Origin of the sequence: Paenibacillus sp. B2(2019) (assembly GCF_008370385.1) — a bacterium.
Taxonomy (GTDB): Bacteria; Bacillota; Bacilli; order Paenibacillales; family Paenibacillaceae; genus Paenibacillus_AQ.
In genome coordinates, this window is the sequence record NZ_VTZR01000002.1 from 77,843 (window position 1) to 98,378 (window position 20,536).

At 43.3% G+C, this 20,536-nt stretch carries 20 protein-coding genes and 1 tRNA gene; 18 read left to right on the plus strand and 3 right to left on the minus strand.

All coding sequences use genetic code 11. The annotated features are described in order from the left end of the window. Positions 1–71 precede the first annotated feature (71 nt). The 8 genes from PAENI_RS00635 to PAENI_RS00670 all read left to right on the plus strand — a co-directional run bounded on the left by PAENI_RS00635 (position 72) and on the right by PAENI_RS00670 (position 7,031). Positions 72–1,517, plus strand: coding sequence for a DEAD/DEAH box helicase (locus tag PAENI_RS00635; protein WP_149643917.1), 1,446 nt, complete (start codon positions 72–74; stop codon positions 1,515–1,517). A 1,048-nt stretch (positions 1,518–2,565) separates the two neighbouring features. Then, entirely contained in the window at positions 2,566–2,982 is a 417-nt protein-coding gene (locus PAENI_RS00640) for a glycoside hydrolase family 73 protein (RefSeq protein ID WP_410477452.1), read from the plus strand. Between the two features lie 151 nt (positions 2,983–3,133). Then, a complete protein-coding gene (locus tag PAENI_RS32140; RefSeq protein ID WP_223178887.1) occupies positions 3,134–3,439 on the plus strand; it encodes a hypothetical protein in 306 nt (101 codons plus the stop codon). 196 nt (positions 3,440–3,635) lie between these two features. After that, positions 3,636–4,007 (plus strand): hypothetical protein, encoded by a 372-nt coding sequence (locus PAENI_RS00650; RefSeq protein ID WP_149643920.1) that lies wholly within the window; start codon positions 3,636–3,638, stop codon positions 4,005–4,007. A gap of 3 nt (positions 4,008–4,010) precedes the next feature. Beyond that, complete coding sequence (locus PAENI_RS00655) at positions 4,011–4,460, plus strand: hypothetical protein (protein ID WP_149643921.1); 450 nt, start codon at positions 4,011–4,013, stop codon at positions 4,458–4,460. A gap of 315 nt (positions 4,461–4,775) precedes the next feature. Next, complete coding sequence (locus PAENI_RS00660; RefSeq protein WP_149643922.1) at positions 4,776–5,036, plus strand: hypothetical protein; 261 nt, start codon at positions 4,776–4,778, stop codon at positions 5,034–5,036. A gap of 272 nt (positions 5,037–5,308) precedes the next feature. Then, on the plus strand, positions 5,309–5,476 hold the full coding sequence (locus PAENI_RS00665; RefSeq protein ID WP_179086649.1) for a hypothetical protein: 168 nt from the start codon (positions 5,309–5,311) through the stop codon (positions 5,474–5,476). A 1-nt stretch (position 5,477) separates the two neighbouring features. Next, positions 5,478–7,031 carry a stalk domain-containing protein gene (locus PAENI_RS00670; protein ID WP_188114446.1) on the plus strand — a complete coding sequence of 518 codons (1,554 nt, stop codon included), beginning with the start codon at positions 5,478–5,480 and terminating at the stop codon, positions 7,029–7,031. Between the two features lie 151 nt (positions 7,032–7,182). Here PAENI_RS00670 and PAENI_RS00675 read toward each other — a convergent pair whose 3' ends face one another. Further along, positions 7,183–7,599, minus strand: coding sequence for a hypothetical protein (locus PAENI_RS00675; RefSeq protein WP_149643924.1), 417 nt, complete (start codon positions 7,597–7,599; stop codon positions 7,183–7,185). Between the two features lie 208 nt (positions 7,600–7,807). Between PAENI_RS00675 and PAENI_RS00680 the strand changes: the two genes are divergently transcribed. The 5 genes from PAENI_RS00680 to PAENI_RS00700 all read left to right on the plus strand — a co-directional run bounded on the left by PAENI_RS00680 (position 7,808) and on the right by PAENI_RS00700 (position 10,652). Beyond that, positions 7,808–8,092 carry a WYL domain-containing protein gene (locus PAENI_RS00680; protein WP_262495465.1) on the plus strand — a complete coding sequence of 95 codons (285 nt, stop codon included), beginning with the start codon at positions 7,808–7,810 and terminating at the stop codon, positions 8,090–8,092. A 73-nt stretch (positions 8,093–8,165) separates the two neighbouring features. After that, a complete protein-coding gene (locus tag PAENI_RS00685; protein WP_076283207.1) occupies positions 8,166–8,570 on the plus strand; it encodes a VOC family protein in 405 nt (134 codons plus the stop codon). A 50-nt stretch (positions 8,571–8,620) separates the two neighbouring features. Then, positions 8,621–8,914 (plus strand): hypothetical protein, encoded by a 294-nt coding sequence (locus tag PAENI_RS32145; protein ID WP_223178888.1) that lies wholly within the window; start codon positions 8,621–8,623, stop codon positions 8,912–8,914. Positions 8,915–9,254: 340 nt separating this feature from the next. Then, positions 9,255–10,211 carry a quinone oxidoreductase family protein gene (locus PAENI_RS00695; RefSeq protein WP_149643925.1) on the plus strand — a complete coding sequence of 319 codons (957 nt, stop codon included), beginning with the start codon at positions 9,255–9,257 and terminating at the stop codon, positions 10,209–10,211. Between the two features lie 6 nt (positions 10,212–10,217). Further along, the gene (locus PAENI_RS00700) at positions 10,218–10,652 is read left to right on the plus strand and encodes a MarR family winged helix-turn-helix transcriptional regulator (protein ID WP_149643926.1); all 435 of its coding nucleotides are present in this window, start codon (positions 10,218–10,220) and stop codon (positions 10,650–10,652) included. 698 nt (positions 10,653–11,350) lie between these two features. On the opposite strand, the gene PAENI_RS00705 is transcribed toward PAENI_RS00700, so the two are convergent. Continuing rightward, positions 11,351–13,066, minus strand: coding sequence for an ABC transporter ATP-binding protein (locus tag PAENI_RS00705; RefSeq protein WP_149643927.1), 1,716 nt, complete (start codon positions 13,064–13,066; stop codon positions 11,351–11,353). A 268-nt stretch (positions 13,067–13,334) separates the two neighbouring features. Here PAENI_RS00705 and PAENI_RS00710 point away from each other — a divergent pair, with 268 nt between their 5' ends. After that, positions 13,335–14,558: a CynX/NimT family MFS transporter gene (locus PAENI_RS00710; RefSeq protein ID WP_149644540.1), complete on the plus strand. Its 1,224-nt coding sequence runs from the start codon at positions 13,335–13,337 to the stop codon at positions 14,556–14,558. 86 nt (positions 14,559–14,644) lie between these two features. Here the strand turns inward: PAENI_RS00710 and PAENI_RS00715 are convergent, their stop codons facing one another. Then, on the minus strand, positions 14,645–15,406 hold the full coding sequence (locus PAENI_RS00715) for a class I SAM-dependent methyltransferase (protein ID WP_149643928.1): 762 nt from the start codon (positions 15,404–15,406) through the stop codon (positions 14,645–14,647). Positions 15,407–15,677: 271 nt separating this feature from the next. Here PAENI_RS00715 and PAENI_RS00720 point away from each other — a divergent pair. The 4 genes from PAENI_RS00720 to PAENI_RS00735 all read left to right on the plus strand — a co-directional run bounded on the left by PAENI_RS00720 (position 15,678) and on the right by PAENI_RS00735 (position 20,512). Then, a tRNA-Leu gene (locus PAENI_RS00720) sits at positions 15,678–15,761 on the plus strand. 556 nt (positions 15,762–16,317) lie between these two features. Continuing rightward, complete coding sequence (locus PAENI_RS00725) at positions 16,318–16,647, plus strand: PadR family transcriptional regulator (protein WP_149643929.1); 330 nt, start codon at positions 16,318–16,320, stop codon at positions 16,645–16,647. Next, complete coding sequence (locus PAENI_RS00730; protein ID WP_149643930.1) at positions 16,644–17,201, plus strand: DUF2812 domain-containing protein; 558 nt, start codon at positions 16,644–16,646, stop codon at positions 17,199–17,201. The genes PAENI_RS00725 and PAENI_RS00730 overlap by 4 nt, the downstream gene beginning before the upstream one ends. A 221-nt stretch (positions 17,202–17,422) precedes the next feature. Beyond that, positions 17,423–20,512, plus strand: a complete 3,090-nt coding sequence (locus PAENI_RS00735; RefSeq protein ID WP_262495466.1) for a PAS domain S-box protein — start codon at positions 17,423–17,425, stop codon at positions 20,510–20,512. Positions 20,513–20,536 lie beyond the last annotated feature (24 nt).

Here is a 20,536-nt window from a genome sequence, read left to right on the forward strand (position 1 = left end):
AGTATGCATAAGATGAAGGATCGCGGAGTTTCCGCTTTAACCAGAACAATCGGCATAGAAGAGGTTGAACGATGAGTGAATTGCAATTTAGAGATTATGAGTTAAACGAAGACATTATTAAAGCACTGGATGTCCTGAAATATGAGACACCAACAGAAGTTCAAAGCAAAGTGATCCCTGTAGCTCTTCAGCAAAAGGATCTGATCGTTAAATCGCAAACGGGTAGCGGAAAGACGGCAGCTTACGGAATCCCCGTCTGTGATTTGGTGGATTGGGTGGAGAATAAGCCGCAGGCTTTGATTCTAACGCCTACTCGGGAGCTTGCCATGCAAGTGAAAGAGGATATCACCAACATTGGACGATTTAAACGGGTTAAGGCCGTGGCTCTTTTCGGTAAGCAGCCTTTTGCTCCACAAAAAATTGAACTTACTCAAAAAACACATGTTGTCGTAGGTACGCCTGGACGTGTGTTCGACCATATTGAAAGAGGTACGCTTCCGCTAAATCGGATCAAGTATTTGATCATCGATGAAGCAGACGAAATGCTGAGCATGGGGTTCATTGAGCAGATCGAAAAGATCATTAAGCAGCTGCCAAAAGAACGGGTGACTTGTGTTTTCTCCGCTACATTACCGGAAGTGATTAAGAATTTGTGCCGGAAATATATGAGCGATCCAACGGAAATTGAGATACAAGCAAGTGGAATTACAACCGCTACAATTGAACATGCGTTGATTGAAGTGAGACAAGCTGCCAAGTTCTCGCTACTGAGCGATATTATTACGGTTGAGAATCCGGACAGCTGTATTATCTTTTGCCGTACACAAGAACAGGTGAATGCGGTGTTTAGAGGGCTGGCTGATCTGGAATATCCTTGTGATAAGATCCACGGGGGAATGGAGCAGGACGAGCGTTTTGAGGTCATGAATGCTTTTAAAAGAGGGCAGTTCCGTTATCTAATTGCTACCGATGTAGCGGCAAGAGGCATTGATATCGAGAACATCACTCACGTGATTAATTACGATATTCCGCTGGAAAAAGAAAGCTACGTGCACCGTACAGGCAGAACTGCTCGTGCAGGTAAGACAGGCAAAGCGATCACTTTTGTCACTCCAAATGAGCAAAAATGGGTGAAGGACATTGAAGGCTATATTGGCTTCAGTATCCCTCCTATGAAAGCTCCTTCGGACGATGCTGTTACTTACGCGAAGGAAGCGTTCGAGCAGAAAATTAACAAGCAGCCTGTCCGCAAGAAGGACAAAAGCGAAAGCTTGAACAAAGAGATCATGAAGCTGTACTTCAACGGCGGCAAGAAAAAGAAGCTAAGAGCCGTGGACTTTGTCGGCACAATCGCAAAGCTTGAGGGTATATCTGCAGAAGATATCGGTATTATCTCGATTCAGGACAATGTGACCTACGTGGATATTTTGAACGGTAAAGGTGCAATGGTACTGCAAGCGATGAGAGAGACGACGGTGAAGGGCAAGCAGCTTAAAGTGCATATTGCGAAGAAATAAGTACGTGAACAGCAGTTTATCGCTAATCACCATTCATAAGTGCCGCTATTGATGCGGTTTAATTAAGAGGGAGTCGTGTTCTTTACGCGGCTCCTTTTTTATTTGTTTTTTACAGATTGAAAATAGAGGATTAATCTATCGGTATTAAGAACTGTTACTAAATAAAGAGGTGGTATAGTAAAAGTGAATTTAAGAACATTAGGATTAAAGCGATTCTGCAAGTTCTAATTGTTGTATTTTTGCATTTTATAACTATCTATTTTTTGAAGCTGAAAACTGAAGATTGGGATGAAGAAATAGTAAAGCAGATGTTCTTAATGTATTCAGCACCAATATTTCTTACATATATTTCTTGCGTGATGGCTTTAAAGACGAGGAAGCTAAGGTACAATATTGCATGGTTAGTTATCAGTACTTTACCTAGCATGAGAATTCTATTTTACTTAAAAGAATATCAAGGGGAAAAATCTGCAAATCCTAGTTTCGTTGAATTTGATATTCCTCAGATAGAGCTTATTTATCTATTTCCTGTTAGTTACTTGGGTATCCAACTAATTTTAATATTTTTAATGTTGATAATGATATTTTCGAAGGAAAAACCAGTAATTGATTAACATCTGTACGTAAAGAATGGAAATACGAGATTCACTTTTCGTCCATCACAACCATGGAAAAGTTTCTAATTATGCTAAGGGATGGATGAGGTTGGTCGTTTGATACCCTGAAGGAAACGGTGAGGCTCTATCGTAAAGAAACTTAGTTTTGGGAGGAGTAATTATCGAATTGGGTGTAGATGAAAATAGTTTGTGCTTGAGCGAGTGTTTAGATTGTGTTTTTGTTTGATTTATAGGGAAAACCTCCCTATAAATTACTGATTTTCGCTGGATTTTAAGCTTTTTAGGGAATTTCTCCCTATAAATCGCCTGAAATCCACTGTTATGAGCTAATTAGGTGAATTTAAAGGGAGAAATTCCCTAATTGTTGAAATCAGGACCGTAATATCGATGAAATTGGGGAGGATTTCCCTAAATTTCATTCCCACGAATCCATAGGAAAAAACGCAGTATGCAATTATAATTTGTTTGGTATTAAAGCGAATAAAACATATAAAGGTGATTATTGCTTGGCAAGAACACATGAAGAAGTGGATGGCGTACGTGTGCCCACGACTTCAAAATTCCGGAGCTACTCTAGCGTAGCAGGATCTTTTGCTGACCATTCGGATTTCCTACTTAAAAACAGCCGTTATCGTTTCGCATTATCCAAAGAAAATCCTTATGAGTTTGCTAACGAACTCCAAAGAGCTGGTTATGCGACGGATAGTCAGTATGCCAACAAACTGAAAAATCGATTATCCGAAAACAAAACTGATATGAATCAAGGGATTGACCCCGCAACGGCCAACCCTTTACTGATATCGGGTTTGTTGGAGGAGGCAGTGGGGACGGTGGGGCTGGTAGTTTAATTACTGTGACCTTTGGGATTAGTCAATATTATGGTGGGCCGGCAGTTAAAACCCATCAAGAAAAACGTATGGACGGTAAGTATTATACCGTTTATGAAACCATAAACGATCCCACAACCGGAAACCCAATAATTAATTTTGAAAATTACCTTTGTTATTCCCAGAATCATTAGATTCGGACCAACAGACCGAGTTGTGCTGGATTATCCTACACAGATACGAGGATGTTTTCTTTCAAACCAATCGCAACTGGACGGATCCGGAACATCCAGCAACAATGAACAGCGTGCATCAGTTATTGCTTCGCATGATGAACAGCCGCACACTTAATGGTGAAGATAATACGAAGCTGGACCTTTACTTACTCTTGCAGGAAGACCGTCAAGCTGATACACCGTTATATCCTACGCTACATCATCTGTTTGATGTGAAGTGGGGCAGTTCCGCTTCCGCGTAGTGTAGCAATTTGAAATAGCGTTTAATCCTAATAGCAGAAAGAATTTAATTACACCGCCTTCGAAAGAAGGCTTTTTTTGTTAGTCGATACCTTTCAATAAAATAGTGGAATATTAAAATACGCTCTTTTAGTCGGTATGGTATCAACGGAACTAAATGATATATCAAGCATAATTGTAAATAAAAGGAGTGATTTAATGAGTTATTTTATCGAGTTTTTAAGAACCTTATTTCCTGATTCAACACCCGCTGCAATATCAATTATAGTTACAGTATTAGTTTTTTGGATGTATAAGGAGCTAAGAAGCAACTTTCTTGAAAACAGTAAATCTAATCAACAACGGGTAGATAAGGCTCTTGATATCTACTCTGACATTGAATTTGAAATATATAAATACCTCAATGAAAAAAGTGACCTTTTTACAGTAGCTGAAAAGATATCTAAAGCCTCTACGCTCCTTCCTTATGATTTACTAAAATTATTCATTAAGTTTAAAGAGACAACTAATGAGTCTTTAAAAAGGGAGATGTTGCTTGAATTACATAAAGATATAGAAAAGGAAATCTAAAGTTTGAAATTTAAACAAGTTGATCCAGTAACATTCAAGAGTGATAAAAATATAGCCGCAAGTGTTGAATACTACATAAAAACGAAGATTGCACCTTTTGGAATTCCTTTTATTTATACCTACTTTAATTTTGTATTTTTGTTATTACTTATACTGCTCATCGCTTTAATTGATAGCGCCGCGACAGTAACGGAACAAATTTTCTTGATTTCCTTGATTTTCGCTTCATTGTCCTACCTTATGGTTCTATATAATATTATTTCTGAAGGCTTTCTTAAAAGACGATTCAAACGCTCCTATATAAACTGGATTTTATTGTTAATATTTGCACTTGGGATGCCATCATTGATGGTTTTTACTGACGCATGGTTCAGAGGCATCCTCGTCTTTGTAATGATATTTATTTATGGTTATTATGCAGGACGAAAGTGTATGAGAGAACGTGCTGTATAAATGGTCCCCGCAATCTGCTTAATAACAACCATACAACTGATGTGAATTATGTTATGGTTCATTCACTTAGAGCTTGGAACAGATGTACCGCGGTGAAGATAAATCAGGGTGAACCGTACGCTACTGGTAGGTCCTTCACTGGGTCTTCCCTTGTTTTTGTTTCTTCGACAATTACACTTGGAGAAAAACATTCTAAAATAGCATCAAAGATGGGAACGGAAACATGGTTAAACGAATCAGTTTAAAATGTTCGGCATTTCTTGAACGTCATACTTCCGTCGACGCAGCAAAGAATGTAATCTCGGATGCAGAGGCATGGATCGTAGACTTCAAAACGTTCTCCAACACATGATCACCTTTCAATTCATTATTGAAACAGATAGCGTGAGGCGTTTGCTTGCTCAGATTGAGGCATCTCCCCTTACTCTTTTTTCAGAGTCATCAACAGAATTAAAGTTGCGTTTAGAAGATTGGGAAACGAAACGTCCGACAATAGAACTTAATGGTTCTTTAGTAGTGTACATCGTAAACGATGGGCCTGATGTTGAAGTTGACGTACCAGCGGTACCAGGCTAAAGGCTTCCTGCAAATGAATTGAAGGGTTGTCCACTATAATCTGTTTTAGTATGAAAGCTTGCCGGTACAGACTGAGTGGAGAACCTTATCATAAGTAGGGCGAATTATTATGCTTTTGAGTATGAATCTTCGCACAATCTCCGTTGTCGGCTTCGGTAAATGACTACTAAATTAATTTGTCATGTGACAATACTGATGACAGCGGTCACTATTAAATACAATTAGTTCCATTATAATAGATCTAGCTAGTGGTGCTAAGTGGTATACCCGGATTGTTCGCGACAGATGAAGGTAAGGCATATGCGGCAGTGAGCTTTGCTGGAGGAACGGGACTTGAAGGTGATCCCTATCAGATTGCAACCGCCGAACAATTGAATGCTGTTCGTAATTATTTAGGTGCTGGTATCTACTTCGAATTGACTAAATATGGGGGAAAGTAAAGTGATAAAAATAAAAAGACTGCAATTATCTATTGTACTTGTGCTTGTAATGACGTTGTTTGTGGTCCCTGTTGCTCAGGCGGCTCCGGTCGGCCAAGTGGCCGAGATTTCTATTATCGTTAATGATAGCGTAATCCCGAGTGACGTCGAACCCGTTGTCCATAAAGGAACCGCGCTTATGCCTTTGAGGGTCCTTGAAGACTCGCTCGGCGTGTCTCTTAACTGGAACAGTTCTACACAAACAATAGCGGTTTTTAAAGGAGATGCATCGGGTACGCTGATTATAGGCGACCCGACCGCCAGCATTAAAGTCGGTGATGTAGAGGAGAAGGTCACGCTCGATCAACCTGCTAAGATCATTCAGAACCGGGTTATGGTACCGGTACGATTTATTGCCGAATTATTCGGTGCAAAAGTAGTATGGAATTCCACCATGAAAACCATCACCATCAGTACTCAGCCATCGGTTGACCAAGAATCGCAGAATTCTAAAGGCAATGGAGTCAAGGGTGATAAAGGCGATACCGGAGCGACTGGGCCAGCGGGAGCACAAGGCCCAGCAGGACCGGCGGGATCACAAGGAGGTCCAGGGTCAGCGGGAGCACAAGGCCCATCAGGACCGGCGGGATCACAAGGAGGTCCAGGGTCAGCGGGAGCACAAGGCCCATCAGGACCGGCGGGACCACAAGGAGATCCAGGGCCAGCGGGAGCACAAGGCCCAGCAGGACCGGCGGGACCACAAGGAGATCCAGGGCCAGCGGGAGCACAAGGCCCATCAGGACCGGCGGGATCACAAGGAGATCCGGGGCCAGCGGGAGCACAAGGCCCATCAGGACCGGCGGGACCACAAGGAGATCCAGGGCCAGCGGGAGCACAAGGCCCAGCAGGACCGGCGGGACCACAAGGAGATCCAGGGCCAGCGGGAGCACAAGGCCCATCAGGACCGGCGGGATCACAAGGAGATCCGGGGCCAGCGGGAGCACAAGGCCCATCAGGACCGGCGGGACCACAAGGAGATCCAGGGCCAGCGGGAGCACAAGGCCCATCAGGACCGGCGGGACCACAAGGAGATCCAGGGCCAGCGGGGACTTCTTTTACCTCGGAAGGATTTTCTGTTACGGGTACGACATACTCAATCGCTAGTAGCACGCTATTTACGAATTGGAGTGAGGCGTCCCCTTATTACGCAAGCCCTGCATTTAATCCTGCTACAGGGATATTTACGGCACCGGCCACTGGCAAGTATGCTATACATGCAACTGTTAACTATAAGACTAACGTTCCAGTTAGTATAAGCTTAGGAAGTGGCATTGATCCATTTTTTACCGTAAAGAAGAATGGCAGCACTGAATTAATAAAAGGTTATATGCCTATCTTGGACGTCAATATAGCGTTAATTTTAACTATAAGGACCGTACTAAGTAGTGCGACGGTGACGCTATCCGGTGATGTAGAGCTGCAAGCAGGTGAGGAAGTTGGATTATATTACGAAGCTGACGGTCTAACCCTTGGTTTCAGTACGGATATAGTATGGTCGATTCATCGGCTATCCTAATACAAGGTTGCATGAGGTGAAGTTGAACCTTTGGTAATAGAAACACATCTTAACAGATATAGAGTCGGGCCATTCTCTTTGGGAGAATGTCTGGCTCTATTTTTGAATAGGACTCTTTAACGAGGATAGTTAAGCAACTGTCTACAACAAATTATTGATCTTTAGGGGTGACTGGTTCAGAGTAGAACTGTTGATATCGTTCCAACAATTTCTTACCATTCTTCTTGACATAGTCTCGTTGCTTTCTAACATTATATCCTTTATAGGAACCATAGAAAATTCCTGAAGATGTGTGTAGATTTACAGCGTTTGATGCCACGCGGTTTGTAGGTTCTGTATTAATTTCTACACTGTCATAAAAGCGACTTCTTTTTGCATCTACAACAGTTGCATTCCAACCTTGCTTGTTTTTAATATCAGCAATCCGTATCCTAGCAACTATTGCTACAACCACTTCTTGCTCATTGTTCTCATCAGTTACAAATACGTCGATAATATGTTTATTACTAGCTAGGTCAAGAACTTGTGTAACATCAAGTGTTTTTATTTCATTTGATCCGTTCGCCATATAAAACAACCCAACCTTTCATATTCAGATATAAATTGTATCGGAAATATATGGGTAGCTTATTACATCAAATGACGAAGGTAAGCCTGTGATTCAATTTCGGGGCTTTCTCTGACAAAGGAAAAGCCCCTTCCGCTTGTCAATCAGCTTCGTTATCCCTCGTTTGTTTCAAATGAAGAAACAGGCGTAATCGCGATTCGAGCTTCCTGTGCATTTTGACTTAAGAGAGTATACCCCTCCGGATGATCGCCACTTGCGAGTTCATCTTCGATTTAATCATGATCTCGCAGATAAGGTGAAGGAATCCAACTATCATTACATTGAAGAAATGAAAGAGCATCAAGCTGGATTAGATGTGGTTTTACGCGTACGCCAACTGGATGAATTACTGCAATGGGTGCTCGGCTGGGGAGCGGGTGTAATCGTATTGGAGCCTGAATCATTCCGGAATAAGATTCGTGAGGAAGCCCGAAAAATTTCAGAACGCTACTGACATAACGCTGTCAGTAGCGTTGTTTTATTATCGGGTATGTAAACATAAAGGAGTATAGAAAGGATGGTATTTTGTGAATTTTGCTTCTGTACGCATCATTACCGACGATGTGAATCGTCTCGTCGAGTTCTATGAAAAAGTTCTGGGTGTTTCGGCGGTGCACCCCGCGCCTGTTTTTGCCGAACTCGTTATGCCAGCATGTACCCTGGCAATCGGCCACTCCCAAACGGCGCAGCTATTCGGCGCTGGTTCCGTAGTGGCAGCGAGCAATCACACTGTCATCATCGAGTTCCGCGTCGACGATGTCGAAGCCGAATATGCACGCTTGAAGCCAATTGTCTATGATTGGGTAAAAGAACCGACCACGATGCCGTGGGGAAACCGTTCTATGCTGTTCCGTGATCCCGACGGCAACCTTGTAAACCTCTTCGAGCCGGTGACCGAGGAAGCGATTAAACGGTTTAGTGGCAGGCATTGATTAACTGATCTTCATGAGGGTCATGTCGAGGTCGTAGCTAATTAATAGGTTTGTCATGTGGTCCTGATAGTAGTCAAAATATAACTAATTTTGCGTACCTCTCACGGCATAGAACACATCGGAGACAGACTTGCTCTGCTGCCGCAGCACCTGCTCCAGCCATTGACGGTCAACCTGTTGTGTACGAGATTGTCTTCCATGATTTTGCCTCCATAATCAGTTCAACAGGGAACGACTGGACGGCCGCGGTGTGCAGCTTCAGATCTTTGCCGATTTTCAAGCGCGGTCTTGGACACGAGGAAAGAGATGCGAAGAAGGCCAGCAGCGATACGGCGATGAGCTAATGGTTGAGCTTATCGTAAACGCCTTTTAAGGTCATACCATAAGAATGGCCTTAAAATTTGCCGTTACAGACAGCGCGGTGAACCGTATCATAAGTAACGGCAAGTTATTGCTTAATTAGTCTGGATGCAGAAAGACCGACCTGCCTTGCATATGGATAGTCCAGCTGAAAGACCGTGTCCAATTGGCGACGGTGAAGCACGAATTTAGCTAACCCTTTGACCTCAGTATATTCATCAAGGAATGGTTCGAAATAAAATGTGCATTGTGCACATAATTTGTGTTATATTGGGTTATGTGCACAATGCACATAATTTCGAATGAGAGCTGGGTGTAATAACTATGAAGGCAGCAATAGTGAAGAAGAAGGGGACCATTCCCGTAATGGGTCATTTTGATTCCCCTATTGCGACAGGTGGGCAAGTTATAATTAACGTTTCGGCAACAGCCTTGAGTCGAGTTAGCAAGTTCCGTTCAATGGGTAAGCACTACTCATCAGAAGTAAATTTTCCAATTGTAGCTGGTATTGACGGTGTTGGAACTTTGGAAGATGGGTCTCGAGTTTACTTTGCACTGCCAACGGCACCGTATGGTAGTTTGGCTGAGCAAACCGTTGTCAACGAGAAGCTAGTTGTCCGTTTACCAGATGGTATTGATGATCTCACTGCTGCCGCTATTGCCAACCCAGCTATGTCGTCATGGGCTGCAATGGTATTTCGGGCTGGCTTCAAATCCGGTCAAACGGTTTTGATTAACGGCGCCACTGGGGCATCCGGTAGCTTAGCAGTTCAGATTGCTAAGGGCCTTGGGGCCAAGAAAATCATTGTAACGGGACGCAATGAATCGAAGCTACATTCACTTGGAGCCGATGAGGCCATTGCATTTGATATGACAGCTGACTACGGACAAAAAATGTTTGAAAACGGCCTAATGCCAGTTATTGCTGAAGGTGTTGATGTTATATTGGATTACCTTTGGGGTGATAGCGCATTCGCCATCATGGCAGCTCTTTCTAAGAATAATACGGATCGTGTAACCCGCTTTGTAAGCATTGGAACTTCATCTGGACAAGAAAACATAAATTTACCTTCATCTATTTTACGCTCATCAACAATTGAACTGGTAGGTAGTGGAGATAAGAGTGTTTCTAAAGCTGATATGTTATCCGCTGTTCAAGGTGTTTTTGAGATGGCCGCCGAGGGGAAGATAAAGATTGACACAACAGAGTTTGCTCTAGAAAATATCGAAAAGGCTTGGAATGCTCCGCTTACACCACGTCCAGTAGTAAAGGTGCGATAAAAAGAAATGGAGAATGAAATTTTTAAAGCGCTAATTGATTTAGTTTCCATTATCAATCGGCCAGACCGTCATAAGAAAATGATTGCTGATGCTGGTGTAAATTTGGAGGCAGCAGCCTTTCGCGTCTTTGTTGGTATCGAGCATCTCCAACCGACTAGTGTTGGTGATTTGGCTGCTATGATGGGGAAAAACTATTCGAGTGTTAGTCGGCAAATCGATAAGTTAGAGACCGCCGGGTTGGTTTATACTTATCCATCAAGTTCAGACTCTCGAATTCGTGTGTCTGAATTGACAAAATACGGGGAGGAAATCAATACAATGATTAACCTCGCCCGTGAGCGCAATATGCATGAAGCTTTAGCTGATTGGACTTGGGATGAAAAAAACGCATTATTAAATAATTTAAAGCGTTTATTCGAATCGTTGCAAAAGTTCGACTGAGTACTGTTGTTGCAACTTTTTCTCTCCATGTTCGAATGCGACTCTTGTGTTGTGTTGTTTAATCATCCAAACTCATAAGTTCAATAGACGTTTCTCTACGACCAAGAAAGGAGCTGCCACGGCAGCTCCTTTCGCATTTTTCGCCGTTAGCCCTGTTACGGTGAACCGTATCACAAGTAGAGGCAAGTTTTTTGAAGAAAAACTCACAGGAGCCTGTGTTTACAGCAAGCCTAGTGGCCGTATCTGTCTAGTACAAAGAGACGATTGCCTGTACGGTTACGTCTCGGAGTTGGGAAGGGAAGAGGCTAGCTGGGGGCAGCGTAATGAAGTCTTGTTGGGTTTTGAAGATTCGTATATTCAGCTCTCCTGAAACTAAAAAAAGCTCATTCTACAACCGGGTGAACTTTTTTATAGAGTGTATAATAATTATTGGGACACAGATACTTCACTCATTAGAGCATGTACATTTTGGTCGTGGTCATGAAAGAACGTCAATGTAGAAGCAGCGATGTTAAAAATGATAGTAGGTACCTAGGTCACAGGACCCGACTCATGTGGTGTGCAGCCTCTCATGCTGGAAATAGATGAGAAGCACGAAAAAACAAGCCTAGTCGCCAATAACGTGGAGACTAGGCTTGTTATTCTTGAAAATCTCAGCAGCTGAATCAATCATTCTACAGAAGCTCCAGATAACGTCCCTAAGCGTTATACTGTGCCTGATGCAGCCGGCTGTATATGCCACCGGCATGGACTAACTCTTCATGGCGGCCTTGCTCGGCGATGCCTTCTTCGTTCACGACCATGATCCGGTCGGCATTCTTTATCGTCGTCAATCGGTGGGCGATGACGAGTGTGGTTCTACCCACGGACAGATCCGCCAGCGATTGCTGAATCGCTGCTTCCGTTTCTGTATCCAGTGCTGAAGTAGCTTCATCCAGAATCAGGATCGGTGGATTCTTCAGGAACATGCGGGCGATCGCTAGGCGCTGCTTCTGTCCACCGGACAGCTTCACACCGCGCTCTCCGATCACCGTATCCATGCCATCTGGAAGATTCTGAATGAGATCTTCCAGATGGGCACGCCGAGCAGCTTCCCAGATTTCAGGCAGCTTCGCATCGAGCTTTCCGTAGGCAATATTCTCACGAATCGTACCGGAGAATAGGAACACATCCTGCTGTACGATCCCGATCTGCTTACGTAACGACTCCAGCTTCATGTCACGGATATCGATGCCATCTATGGTGATAGCCCCGCCTGTGACATCATAGAAACGAGGGAGCAGGCTGCAAATAGTTGTTTTGCCTCCGCCAGAAGGTCCAACAAAGGCAATCGTTTCGCCAGCCTTAACTTTTAGGCTGATATTTTGTAGAACCGGACGGTCTTCGTCGTATCCGAAAAAGACATTCTGGAAGGTAATATCACCGTGTAAAGTACTTACCTCTACGGCATCCGGCTTATCGCTGATATCTGGCTCCGTATCAATAATTTCTAGATAACGTTTAAAGCCGGCAATTCCTTTTGGATAACTCTCGATAACGGCATTGATCTTCTCGATCGGACGGAAAAAGATATTGGACAACAGAATAAATGCCACAAACTCACCGATTTGCAACTCGCCATTGATGAAGAACCAAGCGCCGCTGATCATCACAAGGATCGTAATGAGGCGTGTCATCATATAGCTGACGGATAAGCTTTTGGCCATGATTTTATAAGCGAGAAGCTTAGTTTTACGGAACATTTGGTTATCTACTGCGAATAGCTCTTGTTCATGCTGCTCATTGGCAAAAGATTGAACAACCCGGATACCACCGACATTATCTTCGATACGGGCATTGAAACTACCTACATTTCCAAAAAGCTGGCGATAGGTGGAAGTCATGTTGCGTCCGAAGTAGATGATCACCCAAGCCATAATTGGAACGATAATAAAAGTAATAATGGCCAGCTTCAGATTAATATCAGCCATAAGGAGGAAAGCACCGACAAGTGTCATGATGGCGATAAATATATCCTCAGGACCGTGATGCGCCACCTCGCCGATATCATTTAAATCGTTGGTGATTCGCCCGATGAGGTGACCTGTTTTATTATTATCGAAGAATCGGAAGGATAGTTTCTGGATATGATCGAACATTTTTTTACGCATATCGGTCTCGATATTAATGCCAAGCATATGCCCCCAGTATGTAACGATATACTGCATAACTGTATTCAAGGCGTAAATAGCTAGGAGCGCGACACACGCAATAAGAATTAGCGGCCAATCTTGACCCGGGAGCAAATCATCAATAAATTTATTGACAGCTACCGGAAAAGCTAGTTCTAGCAGACCTGCAAAAACAGCGCAGGAGAAGTCCAATATAAATAGTTTTTTATACGGACGATAGTAGGAAAAAAACCTTCGAAGCATTCTGTTCACTCTTTTCTATAGGAATATGTAGGAGATCGAATGAGATTGATTCTCAATTGTCTTGATTATATGGATACTAAAGATGTCATTCGATTTTGTCAATAATAGGGTTATAAAATTACTTAAGGCTTGTAACTTTTATAATAATAGTGGATGATAGGTCTTAATGCCATGTAATAAACATTTTTATATTTCTGGCGTAATCGCTCACCGTCCTTACAGGAATGTCAAAGGCGTTTATGCTTGTTGCAATTTAGGAGGATACATGATGAAAGCATCGCAACGAGAAGGAAACATTCAGAATAGAGGTTTAACGGATACCAAATATGATCGCTGGCTGCTAGTGTTGGGGATTGTGTTTATCGCAGCGGCACTTAGAGCGCCTTTCACATCCGTCGGTCCACTGGTACAAATGATTCAGGATGATCTAGGCTTATCGAACACTTTAGCAGGAGCTATTACTACTCTACCATTGTTGGCTTTTGCCATTTTGTCCCCGTTTGCTCCAAAGCTAGCTCGCCGTTTCGGCTTGGCTAATGTGTTATTAATTGCAATGGTTATGCTTGCTATGGGGATTCTAATCCGGTCGGGATCTGGAACGGGACTGTTGTTCACAGGTACGGCGATACTCGGGCTTTCTATTGCAGTATGTAATGTATTGCTTCCGGGTCTGATTAAAGGGAAGTTTCCTCACAAAATTGGGTTAATGACAGGTGTCTACACCGTCTCAATGAATTTATGTGCAGCCGTCGCTTCAGGTATTAGTGTACCGCTAGCTAGTCATGCTGGATTTGGCTGGAGAGGGACTTTGGCGATTTGGTTTATGATCGCTGCGCTAGCAACCCTGTTCTGGATTCCGCAAATGCGCAAGCTCGATCAAGGGACTGGGGCCAAGGGGTCGATCTCTAGTGGAAATATGTGGCGTTCTTCGCTTGCTTGGAAGGTAACGATTTTTATGGGCTTACAGTCGTTGCTCTATTATGTCTTCATAGCTTGGTTCTCTGTTCTCCTTGGTGAGCGAGGGATGTCATCAAGTCATGCAGGTTGGTTACTATCACTAATGCAAATGGCCCAGCTGCCGTTTACTTTCTTCGTGCCGTTGTGGGCAGGTCGGATGAAGAACCAACGTATTCTAGTAATCATCACGGCTATTTTGTATTTCATCGGAATCGGTGGCATTTGGTTGGGAAGCAGTGCTTTAATGGCTGTCTGGGCGATCTGTTTTGGGATTGCCGGAGGATTTGCCTTCGGACTTGTGATGATGTTCTTCAGTCTACGGACCAGAAGCACTCAAGAAGCAGCGGAACTGTCGGGAATGGCCCAATCCGTAGGTTACGTGCTTGCAGCAATGGGCCCGGCATTATTCGGATGGCTTCATGATGTAACGAATAGCTGGACGATGCCGCTTGTTTTATTGCTGGGTGCAAGCGTATTGCTGCTGGTTGTCGGACTTGGTGCTGGTAGCGATCGATATGTGGGAGATAGCAGATAGATGGTCATAAAAAGAATGTATTGGTGCGGACACGCGCCAGTACACTCTTTTTTTTGTTGCATAGGAAGAAGCCACGCCCTTCATTGTTAGACGCGTTTGTAAGCGACGACCCGGATTCTTCGATAATCCATCACCCAGCGGCCATCCTGAAATAATGTCGGTCTAAGTTTCTGTTCCATATAAGAGAGGACTTCTTCTCGTTCAGATGGTGTTAGGACACTTAAGATTCCATTAGCAAAAGTGTTCAGCCAGGACTGGAACCCTTGCTCTCCAGCCTCTAGTGGGGTTGGACGGTCGAAACAAAGGGCGAGGTCAACAGTCAGTCCATGTTGTTCTAGTAGTGTTGTATATTGTCCGATGCTAGGGAAGTACCAAGGTAATTGAAGCTTATCACTACACCCTATAGCGGCAAAAGCATTTGGAAGCTCAGTGACGATAGAAGCGATATTGCCCAGCCCACCGAACTCGGCAACAAAACGTCCGCCTGTTCGTAGGCTAGCTGTGATAGAAGCAGCTGCTCCGTTCGCGTCGGTCAACCAGTGTAGAGCAGCGTTGCTGAACACGGCATCGACTGGCTGTTCCGCCACATAGTTTTGCCCATCTGCTAAGATGAAGTTTAGCTGGGGATGCTTGTCACGGGCAGTCTGAATCATTTCGGCTGAAGCATCAATACCTGTTACAGTGGCACCACTAGCAGCGATGGCTTCTCCCAAATCACCAGTTCCGCAGCCCCAATCAATAATTTGTTCGCCAGGCTGGGGGCGAAGAAGTTCAATCAAAGACTCTCCAAACTGAGACACAAAGGCCATATCAGTATCATAGGTTCCGGTGTTCCACTGCTGGTTCATACGTATTCGTCCTTTCTGGTTTGGAATTACAGTGATACTTCTGATGCAGCACATTCTTTTAATTATGTTGTATCATACCAGCCTCTTATAAGTGAAATATATAAACTGAATAACTGTGATTGGTTATGCCTATGGGTATTTGAATATGTTATATCGCTTATATCGCTGTTGTTAGATTTATCTGTACATCGATTTAAAAATATGTTGCTATTTATCCGAAAAAAGAGTATATTCTTATGTACAGTGATTATTTCATTGGTGTACATAATGTGCGGTCGTGGCGGAATTGGCAGACGCGCACGGTTCAGGTCCGTGTGGTAGCAATATCGTGGAGGTTCGAGTCCTCTCGACCGCATCATCAAATAGGCTTATACAATTGCTCTTGGGCAGTTGTATAAGCCTATTTTATTTCTGAAGAAAGTGATGGTGGTCCAATTCTTACTGTAACTATGCTTCGGAGCATAATATGGAGAAGATATCGGACTGTATTGTCGGCTTGTTTTTCTGGAGTTACGGACCGTATCGCTCTTATTGACCTTCAATTGCGTATAAAAGGAGTACATTTGGGTGAATAGCGGCATCTGGGTCCGAAAGCATGCGGAAACCCTCTATTTTTAGCAAATAGTGGCTTCTAAGTCCGATGCACCCCATGCGTAGTGGAAGGAATAGATTTAATTAGATGGGGTAGATCCAAGTTGAGGGAATTACATTCCTAGTCTCCCTAACTAAACAAATAAATGGAACGATCATGAACCGTCTATATCCATGGGCTATAGGCTTTTTTTCGTGGTTATGATCGGTTAGGTTTACTAAAAATAGGTATTTTTGTATTGACAATTATATCGGCTTCCGTAATAATGTTATTACGGTAACCGATATATCGCTAACAGTAATAGAATGGAGATGGAATCATGCCTGAAAGCTCGGAAAGAGGAGCCTTAACGGAAGCTGTATTTTACATTTTATTGTCTTTATACACCGCAATGCACGGTTACGCGATTATGCAGAATGTGAAGGATTTAAGTCATGGTCGAGTGGATCTTGGAGCGGGCACTTTATATGGAGCTATCAACACCTTGCTTGACAAAAACTGGATAAGAGCTATAGAAGGGGAAGAAGGTTCCCGAAGAAAGGAATACGAAATTACTGAATTAGGGAAGACGGTGATTCAGGGGGAGCTTATTCGGTTGGAAGAACTGATTGCCAATGGGAAGAGAATAGCTGGAGGTGAGTCCAAATGAAACATGTGGTTCGCAAGCTGTTTTGGGATTTTGAGAAGGAAGAACAGTGGCTTAATGAAATGTCTGCCAAAGGGTTAGCCCTTTCAAGCTACTCCTGGTGTAAATATGTGTTTACTGACTCGCCTAAGAATGAGTATACGTATAGAATTGAGCTTTTAGATAATGTGCCTACTCATCCGGAAAGCATGGCATACCTCAAGTTTCTAGAAGAAAATGGAGTAGAGTGTGTTAGCAGCTATGTTCGCTGGATTTATCTTAGAAAGAAGTCATCCGAAGGTGCGTTTGATATTTACACAGATCTGGAATCCAAAATAAAACACTTTAAGCGAATCAATACACTTTGGAATTCTGTCATGTGGTTAGAGTTCATTGTTGGTTTAGCCAACATTCTCATTGGGGTAACGAATTATTTTAATTCATCTAGCAGAATTAGTTTGATAAACGTTGTTCTAGGCGGGCTTTTAATCCTTTTAGGACTTGTTTTTTTAAGAGCAGGCGCACCTATCCGTAAGAAAATTAAGAAGCTTCAGCAAGAGAATTTAATAAGAGAATAGTCATTTGAAGTTGTGATATGTACTAACAGCAAGCTTCCCGAGTGTTGGGGACTTGCTGTTTATTTTTTGTCTGTGAGGATAACACGCAATCTCTTTGATTTATACCCGCCTATCATTTAGGACTCAGCTATCAAGCTTAATTACCGAAAAAAAGGTATACTGGAATAGATTACGAGATTGTAATAAAGTTTGTCCCCATCTCAAAAGAGGAGGCTACTCAGGTGTCTGAATTTCTTTTTAAGCAACTATACTTACGGTCTTCTATAGGGGTTGCTGTAGTCTCTCCCAAGGAAGGAACCTTGATTCAATCTAATCCAGCACTTTGCCGTATGCTTGGTTATTCTGAAGAAGAGCTTTTAAATATGCACTATCTAGATCTTATTTATCCAGACGATGTAGCTGATGATGATCATTACGTTATCCTGAACAATCTCTTAGCAGATCCTGGGACCGCAATAGAGTTAGAAAGACGGTTCTTATGTAAGGGTGGCGAGATAATCTGGTTAGCTCAACATATATTTCTGATTCTTCAGGAGAACTCTAGTGAACCCCTTGTCTTGATCTCAGAACTTACGGATATCACAGACCGAAAGCTTGCGGAAGATAAGATTCAGGAAGATCAGCATTTATATAATTTGATCACACAAAATACGCCAGATATGATTTCTTTTGGCGGACCAGACGGTACACTGCACTACGTTTCTCCTTCAGTGGAGTTGTTGCTAGGATATCCTCCAGATGAAATGATCGGTACGAAAAGACCTGAGTATTATCACGCAGAAGATGCCCTTGAAATGACAAAACACGGAAAGCTCTATTCTGATACGGATGTGTATACACGCAGGGCCCGGCATAAGGACGGACATTATTTGTGGATTGAGAGCAGCTCACAGATTGTACGTGATGAGCAGGGGGAAATCAAGCAGATATTAACGATCGGCCGTGATATTACGCAGCGTAAGAAATATGAGGAAATGCTGGCGCAAGCCCAATATCTTGCGAAAATGGGATCGTGGGAATGGGATGCGACGAAAACGCGGTTGACGGTTTCTAGAGAGATGCGTAACATTTTTGGCTTTTCATTGGACGACACCAATCATTCCTATTTTGATTACAAACGAGTGCTTTCCTGTATTGATCCAGATGATTTTACTAGACTTCAAAAGCTGGTTCACCAGTCTTTAGCGAATGGGACGAATGGCGAAGTTATGGTTCGAATTAAAAGTGCGGATGGAAAATTGAAGTTTCTGGATGTACACTGGGAAGTGACTAAAGATGAGGAAGGAAGAGTGCTACAGATCAGTGGGATTGCCCAGGATGTGACTGAACGTCATCGTATGGAGGAACAGATGCGTGATAGTGAGCAAAATTACCGACTCCTGTCGGAAAATTCAATGGATTTTATTTCACGTAATACAGCGGACGGAGACCTCATCTATCTGTATGCATCACCCATTTGCCAGACGATGTTCGGCTATACACCGGAAGAAATGTACGAAACGAGAGGTATAGATTACATACATCCTGAAGACAAGGAGAAAGTGGTGTCCTATCTTAGCAACTGTATGGAAGGGAAGAAGCTCGACCCTGTGACCTTTCGGTTTCTATGCAAAGATGGAACGTACATTTGGACGGAAACAACACTTCGCTATATTTACTCGGAGACCTTTGGAGGACGGGAGCTTGTGTGTGTAACCCGGGACATTGCGGAACGGGCGCGGCATTTTGAAGAAATAGAGAAGTTAAGTAACGAGCATGCTCTAATATTGAATTCGGTATCTGAAGGCATATTTGGTATGAATCTTGAAGGGGATACGATGTTCATCAATCCAGCGGCGATTACTATGCTAGGATACGATCCAACGGAATGGTTGAACAGCAAATTCCATACGATTCATCAGACTTGGCTGGATAATGAGCCATTCTTGGGCATTCAGAAGACGCTGATTCCCTCGCACTTCAATAATCGCTCTTTTGATGAGAAAGAGGGTGTGTTTTGGAGGCAAGATGGTTCCAGCTTTTTGGTCAGATATCACATGACTCCTCTTTTTGATGGAGCAGAGCGGATCGGGGCTGTAGTGGTTTTCCGAGATATCACAGAAGAGAAGGAGATTGTGCGAGCGAAGGAGTCTGCAGAGGAAGCGGATCGGGCGAAATCGGAGTTTCTAGCGATCATGAGCCATGAGCTGCGTACGCCTATGAACGGTATTATAGGAATGGCAGACTTGCTCTCAGGGACAGAGCTAAATGAAGAGCAGAGCTACTACACACAAATCATTACAAGTAGCGGAGAAGCATTGCTTCATATTTTGAATGAAGTGCTGGATTTCAGCAAAATTGAAGCAGGCATGATGACACTTGAACTGCAAATGGTGGACTTGCGTGAAGTGATACAGAACGTTAGTGAGCTATTCTATCCGAAGGTCAAAGAAAAAGGGTTGTTATTAACTATCAATATTGCACCTGATCTTCCATTTGTCATTGTGACGGATGAGGCAAGATTGCGCCAAATTCTCGTGAACTTAGTGGGAAATGCGGTGAAATTTACGGAGACAGGTGAAATTAGTATTTCTGCCAGCCTGGAAGCTTCTCGAAAATCAGGAAATATTATCGTTAAATTCATGGTTAAAGATACGGGCTTGGGGATCCCGGTTGCCAGTCAAGGGTTATTGTTTCAATCGTTCTCGCAATTGCATCCTTCCATTAATCGAAAATATGGCGGAACAGGACTTGGACTGGCGATTAGCAAAAAGCTGGTGGAGCTGCTCGGAGGAGCGATTGGTGTGAGGAGCTGTGAGGAACATGGCTCAGAGTTCTTTTTCACCGTGGAGGTCTCTTTGCCAAAAGAGGAATGGAATCAGAAGGTTACGCTCCACCCTTCAGTGGATACAGACAAAAGCAATAAACCTAACGCCAAAGCATCTGATACGGGAGAATATGGACCGATGTCTATTCTCATCGCTGAAGATCATCCTGTGAATCAGCAACTGATGCTGGCTTATTTGAAGAAGAGGGGATACTTCCCTGACATTGCATCAAATGGCGAGGAAGCAGTTCGAGCTGTGCTGTCCAAGGATTATGATCTCGTCTTTATGGATATTCAGATGCCTATTATGGATGGGATAGAAGCAACAGGAATCATACGTGAGAAGCTCGGGCTGTCTCCCATTATTATTGCGGCCACAGCTTTTGCCAGAAATGAAGATAAAGACATGTGTCTGAGTGCAGGAATGCAGGATTTCATCTCCAAGCCTATCTCCATAAAGGAGCTTGACAGGGTATTAAAAGATTGGTCTACTCGGATTCGTTAAGGATGAGGAGTGTCATTGACAAAA

Excerpts from the sequence above, each read along its gene's own strand:
- PAENI_RS00705 (WP_149643927.1), bottom strand. The coding sequence starts at position 13,066 with ATGCTTCGAAGGTTTTTTTCCTACTATCGTCCGTATAAAAAACTATTT.
- PAENI_RS00650 (WP_149643920.1), top strand. The coding sequence starts at position 3,636 with ATGAGTTATTTTATCGAGTTTTTAAGAACCTTATTTCCTGATTCAACA.
- PAENI_RS00635 (WP_149643917.1), top strand. The coding sequence starts at position 72 with ATGAGTGAATTGCAATTTAGAGATTATGAGTTAAACGAAGACATTATT.
- PAENI_RS00710 (WP_149644540.1), top strand. The coding sequence starts at position 13,335 with ATGAAAGCATCGCAACGAGAAGGAAACATTCAGAATAGAGGTTTAACG.
- PAENI_RS00675 (WP_149643924.1), bottom strand. The coding sequence starts at position 7,599 with ATGGCGAACGGATCAAATGAAATAAAAACACTTGATGTTACACAAGTT.
- PAENI_RS00660 (WP_149643922.1), top strand. The coding sequence starts at position 4,776 with ATGGATCGTAGACTTCAAAACGTTCTCCAACACATGATCACCTTTCAA.
- PAENI_RS00700 (WP_149643926.1), top strand. The coding sequence starts at position 10,218 with ATGGAGAATGAAATTTTTAAAGCGCTAATTGATTTAGTTTCCATTATC.
- PAENI_RS00725 (WP_149643929.1), top strand. The coding sequence starts at position 16,318 with ATGCCTGAAAGCTCGGAAAGAGGAGCCTTAACGGAAGCTGTATTTTAC.
- PAENI_RS00730 (WP_149643930.1), top strand. The coding sequence starts at position 16,644 with ATGAAACATGTGGTTCGCAAGCTGTTTTGGGATTTTGAGAAGGAAGAA.
- PAENI_RS00715 (WP_149643928.1), bottom strand. The coding sequence starts at position 15,406 with ATGAACCAGCAGTGGAACACCGGAACCTATGATACTGATATGGCCTTT.
- PAENI_RS00695 (WP_149643925.1), top strand. The coding sequence starts at position 9,255 with ATGAAGGCAGCAATAGTGAAGAAGAAGGGGACCATTCCCGTAATGGGT.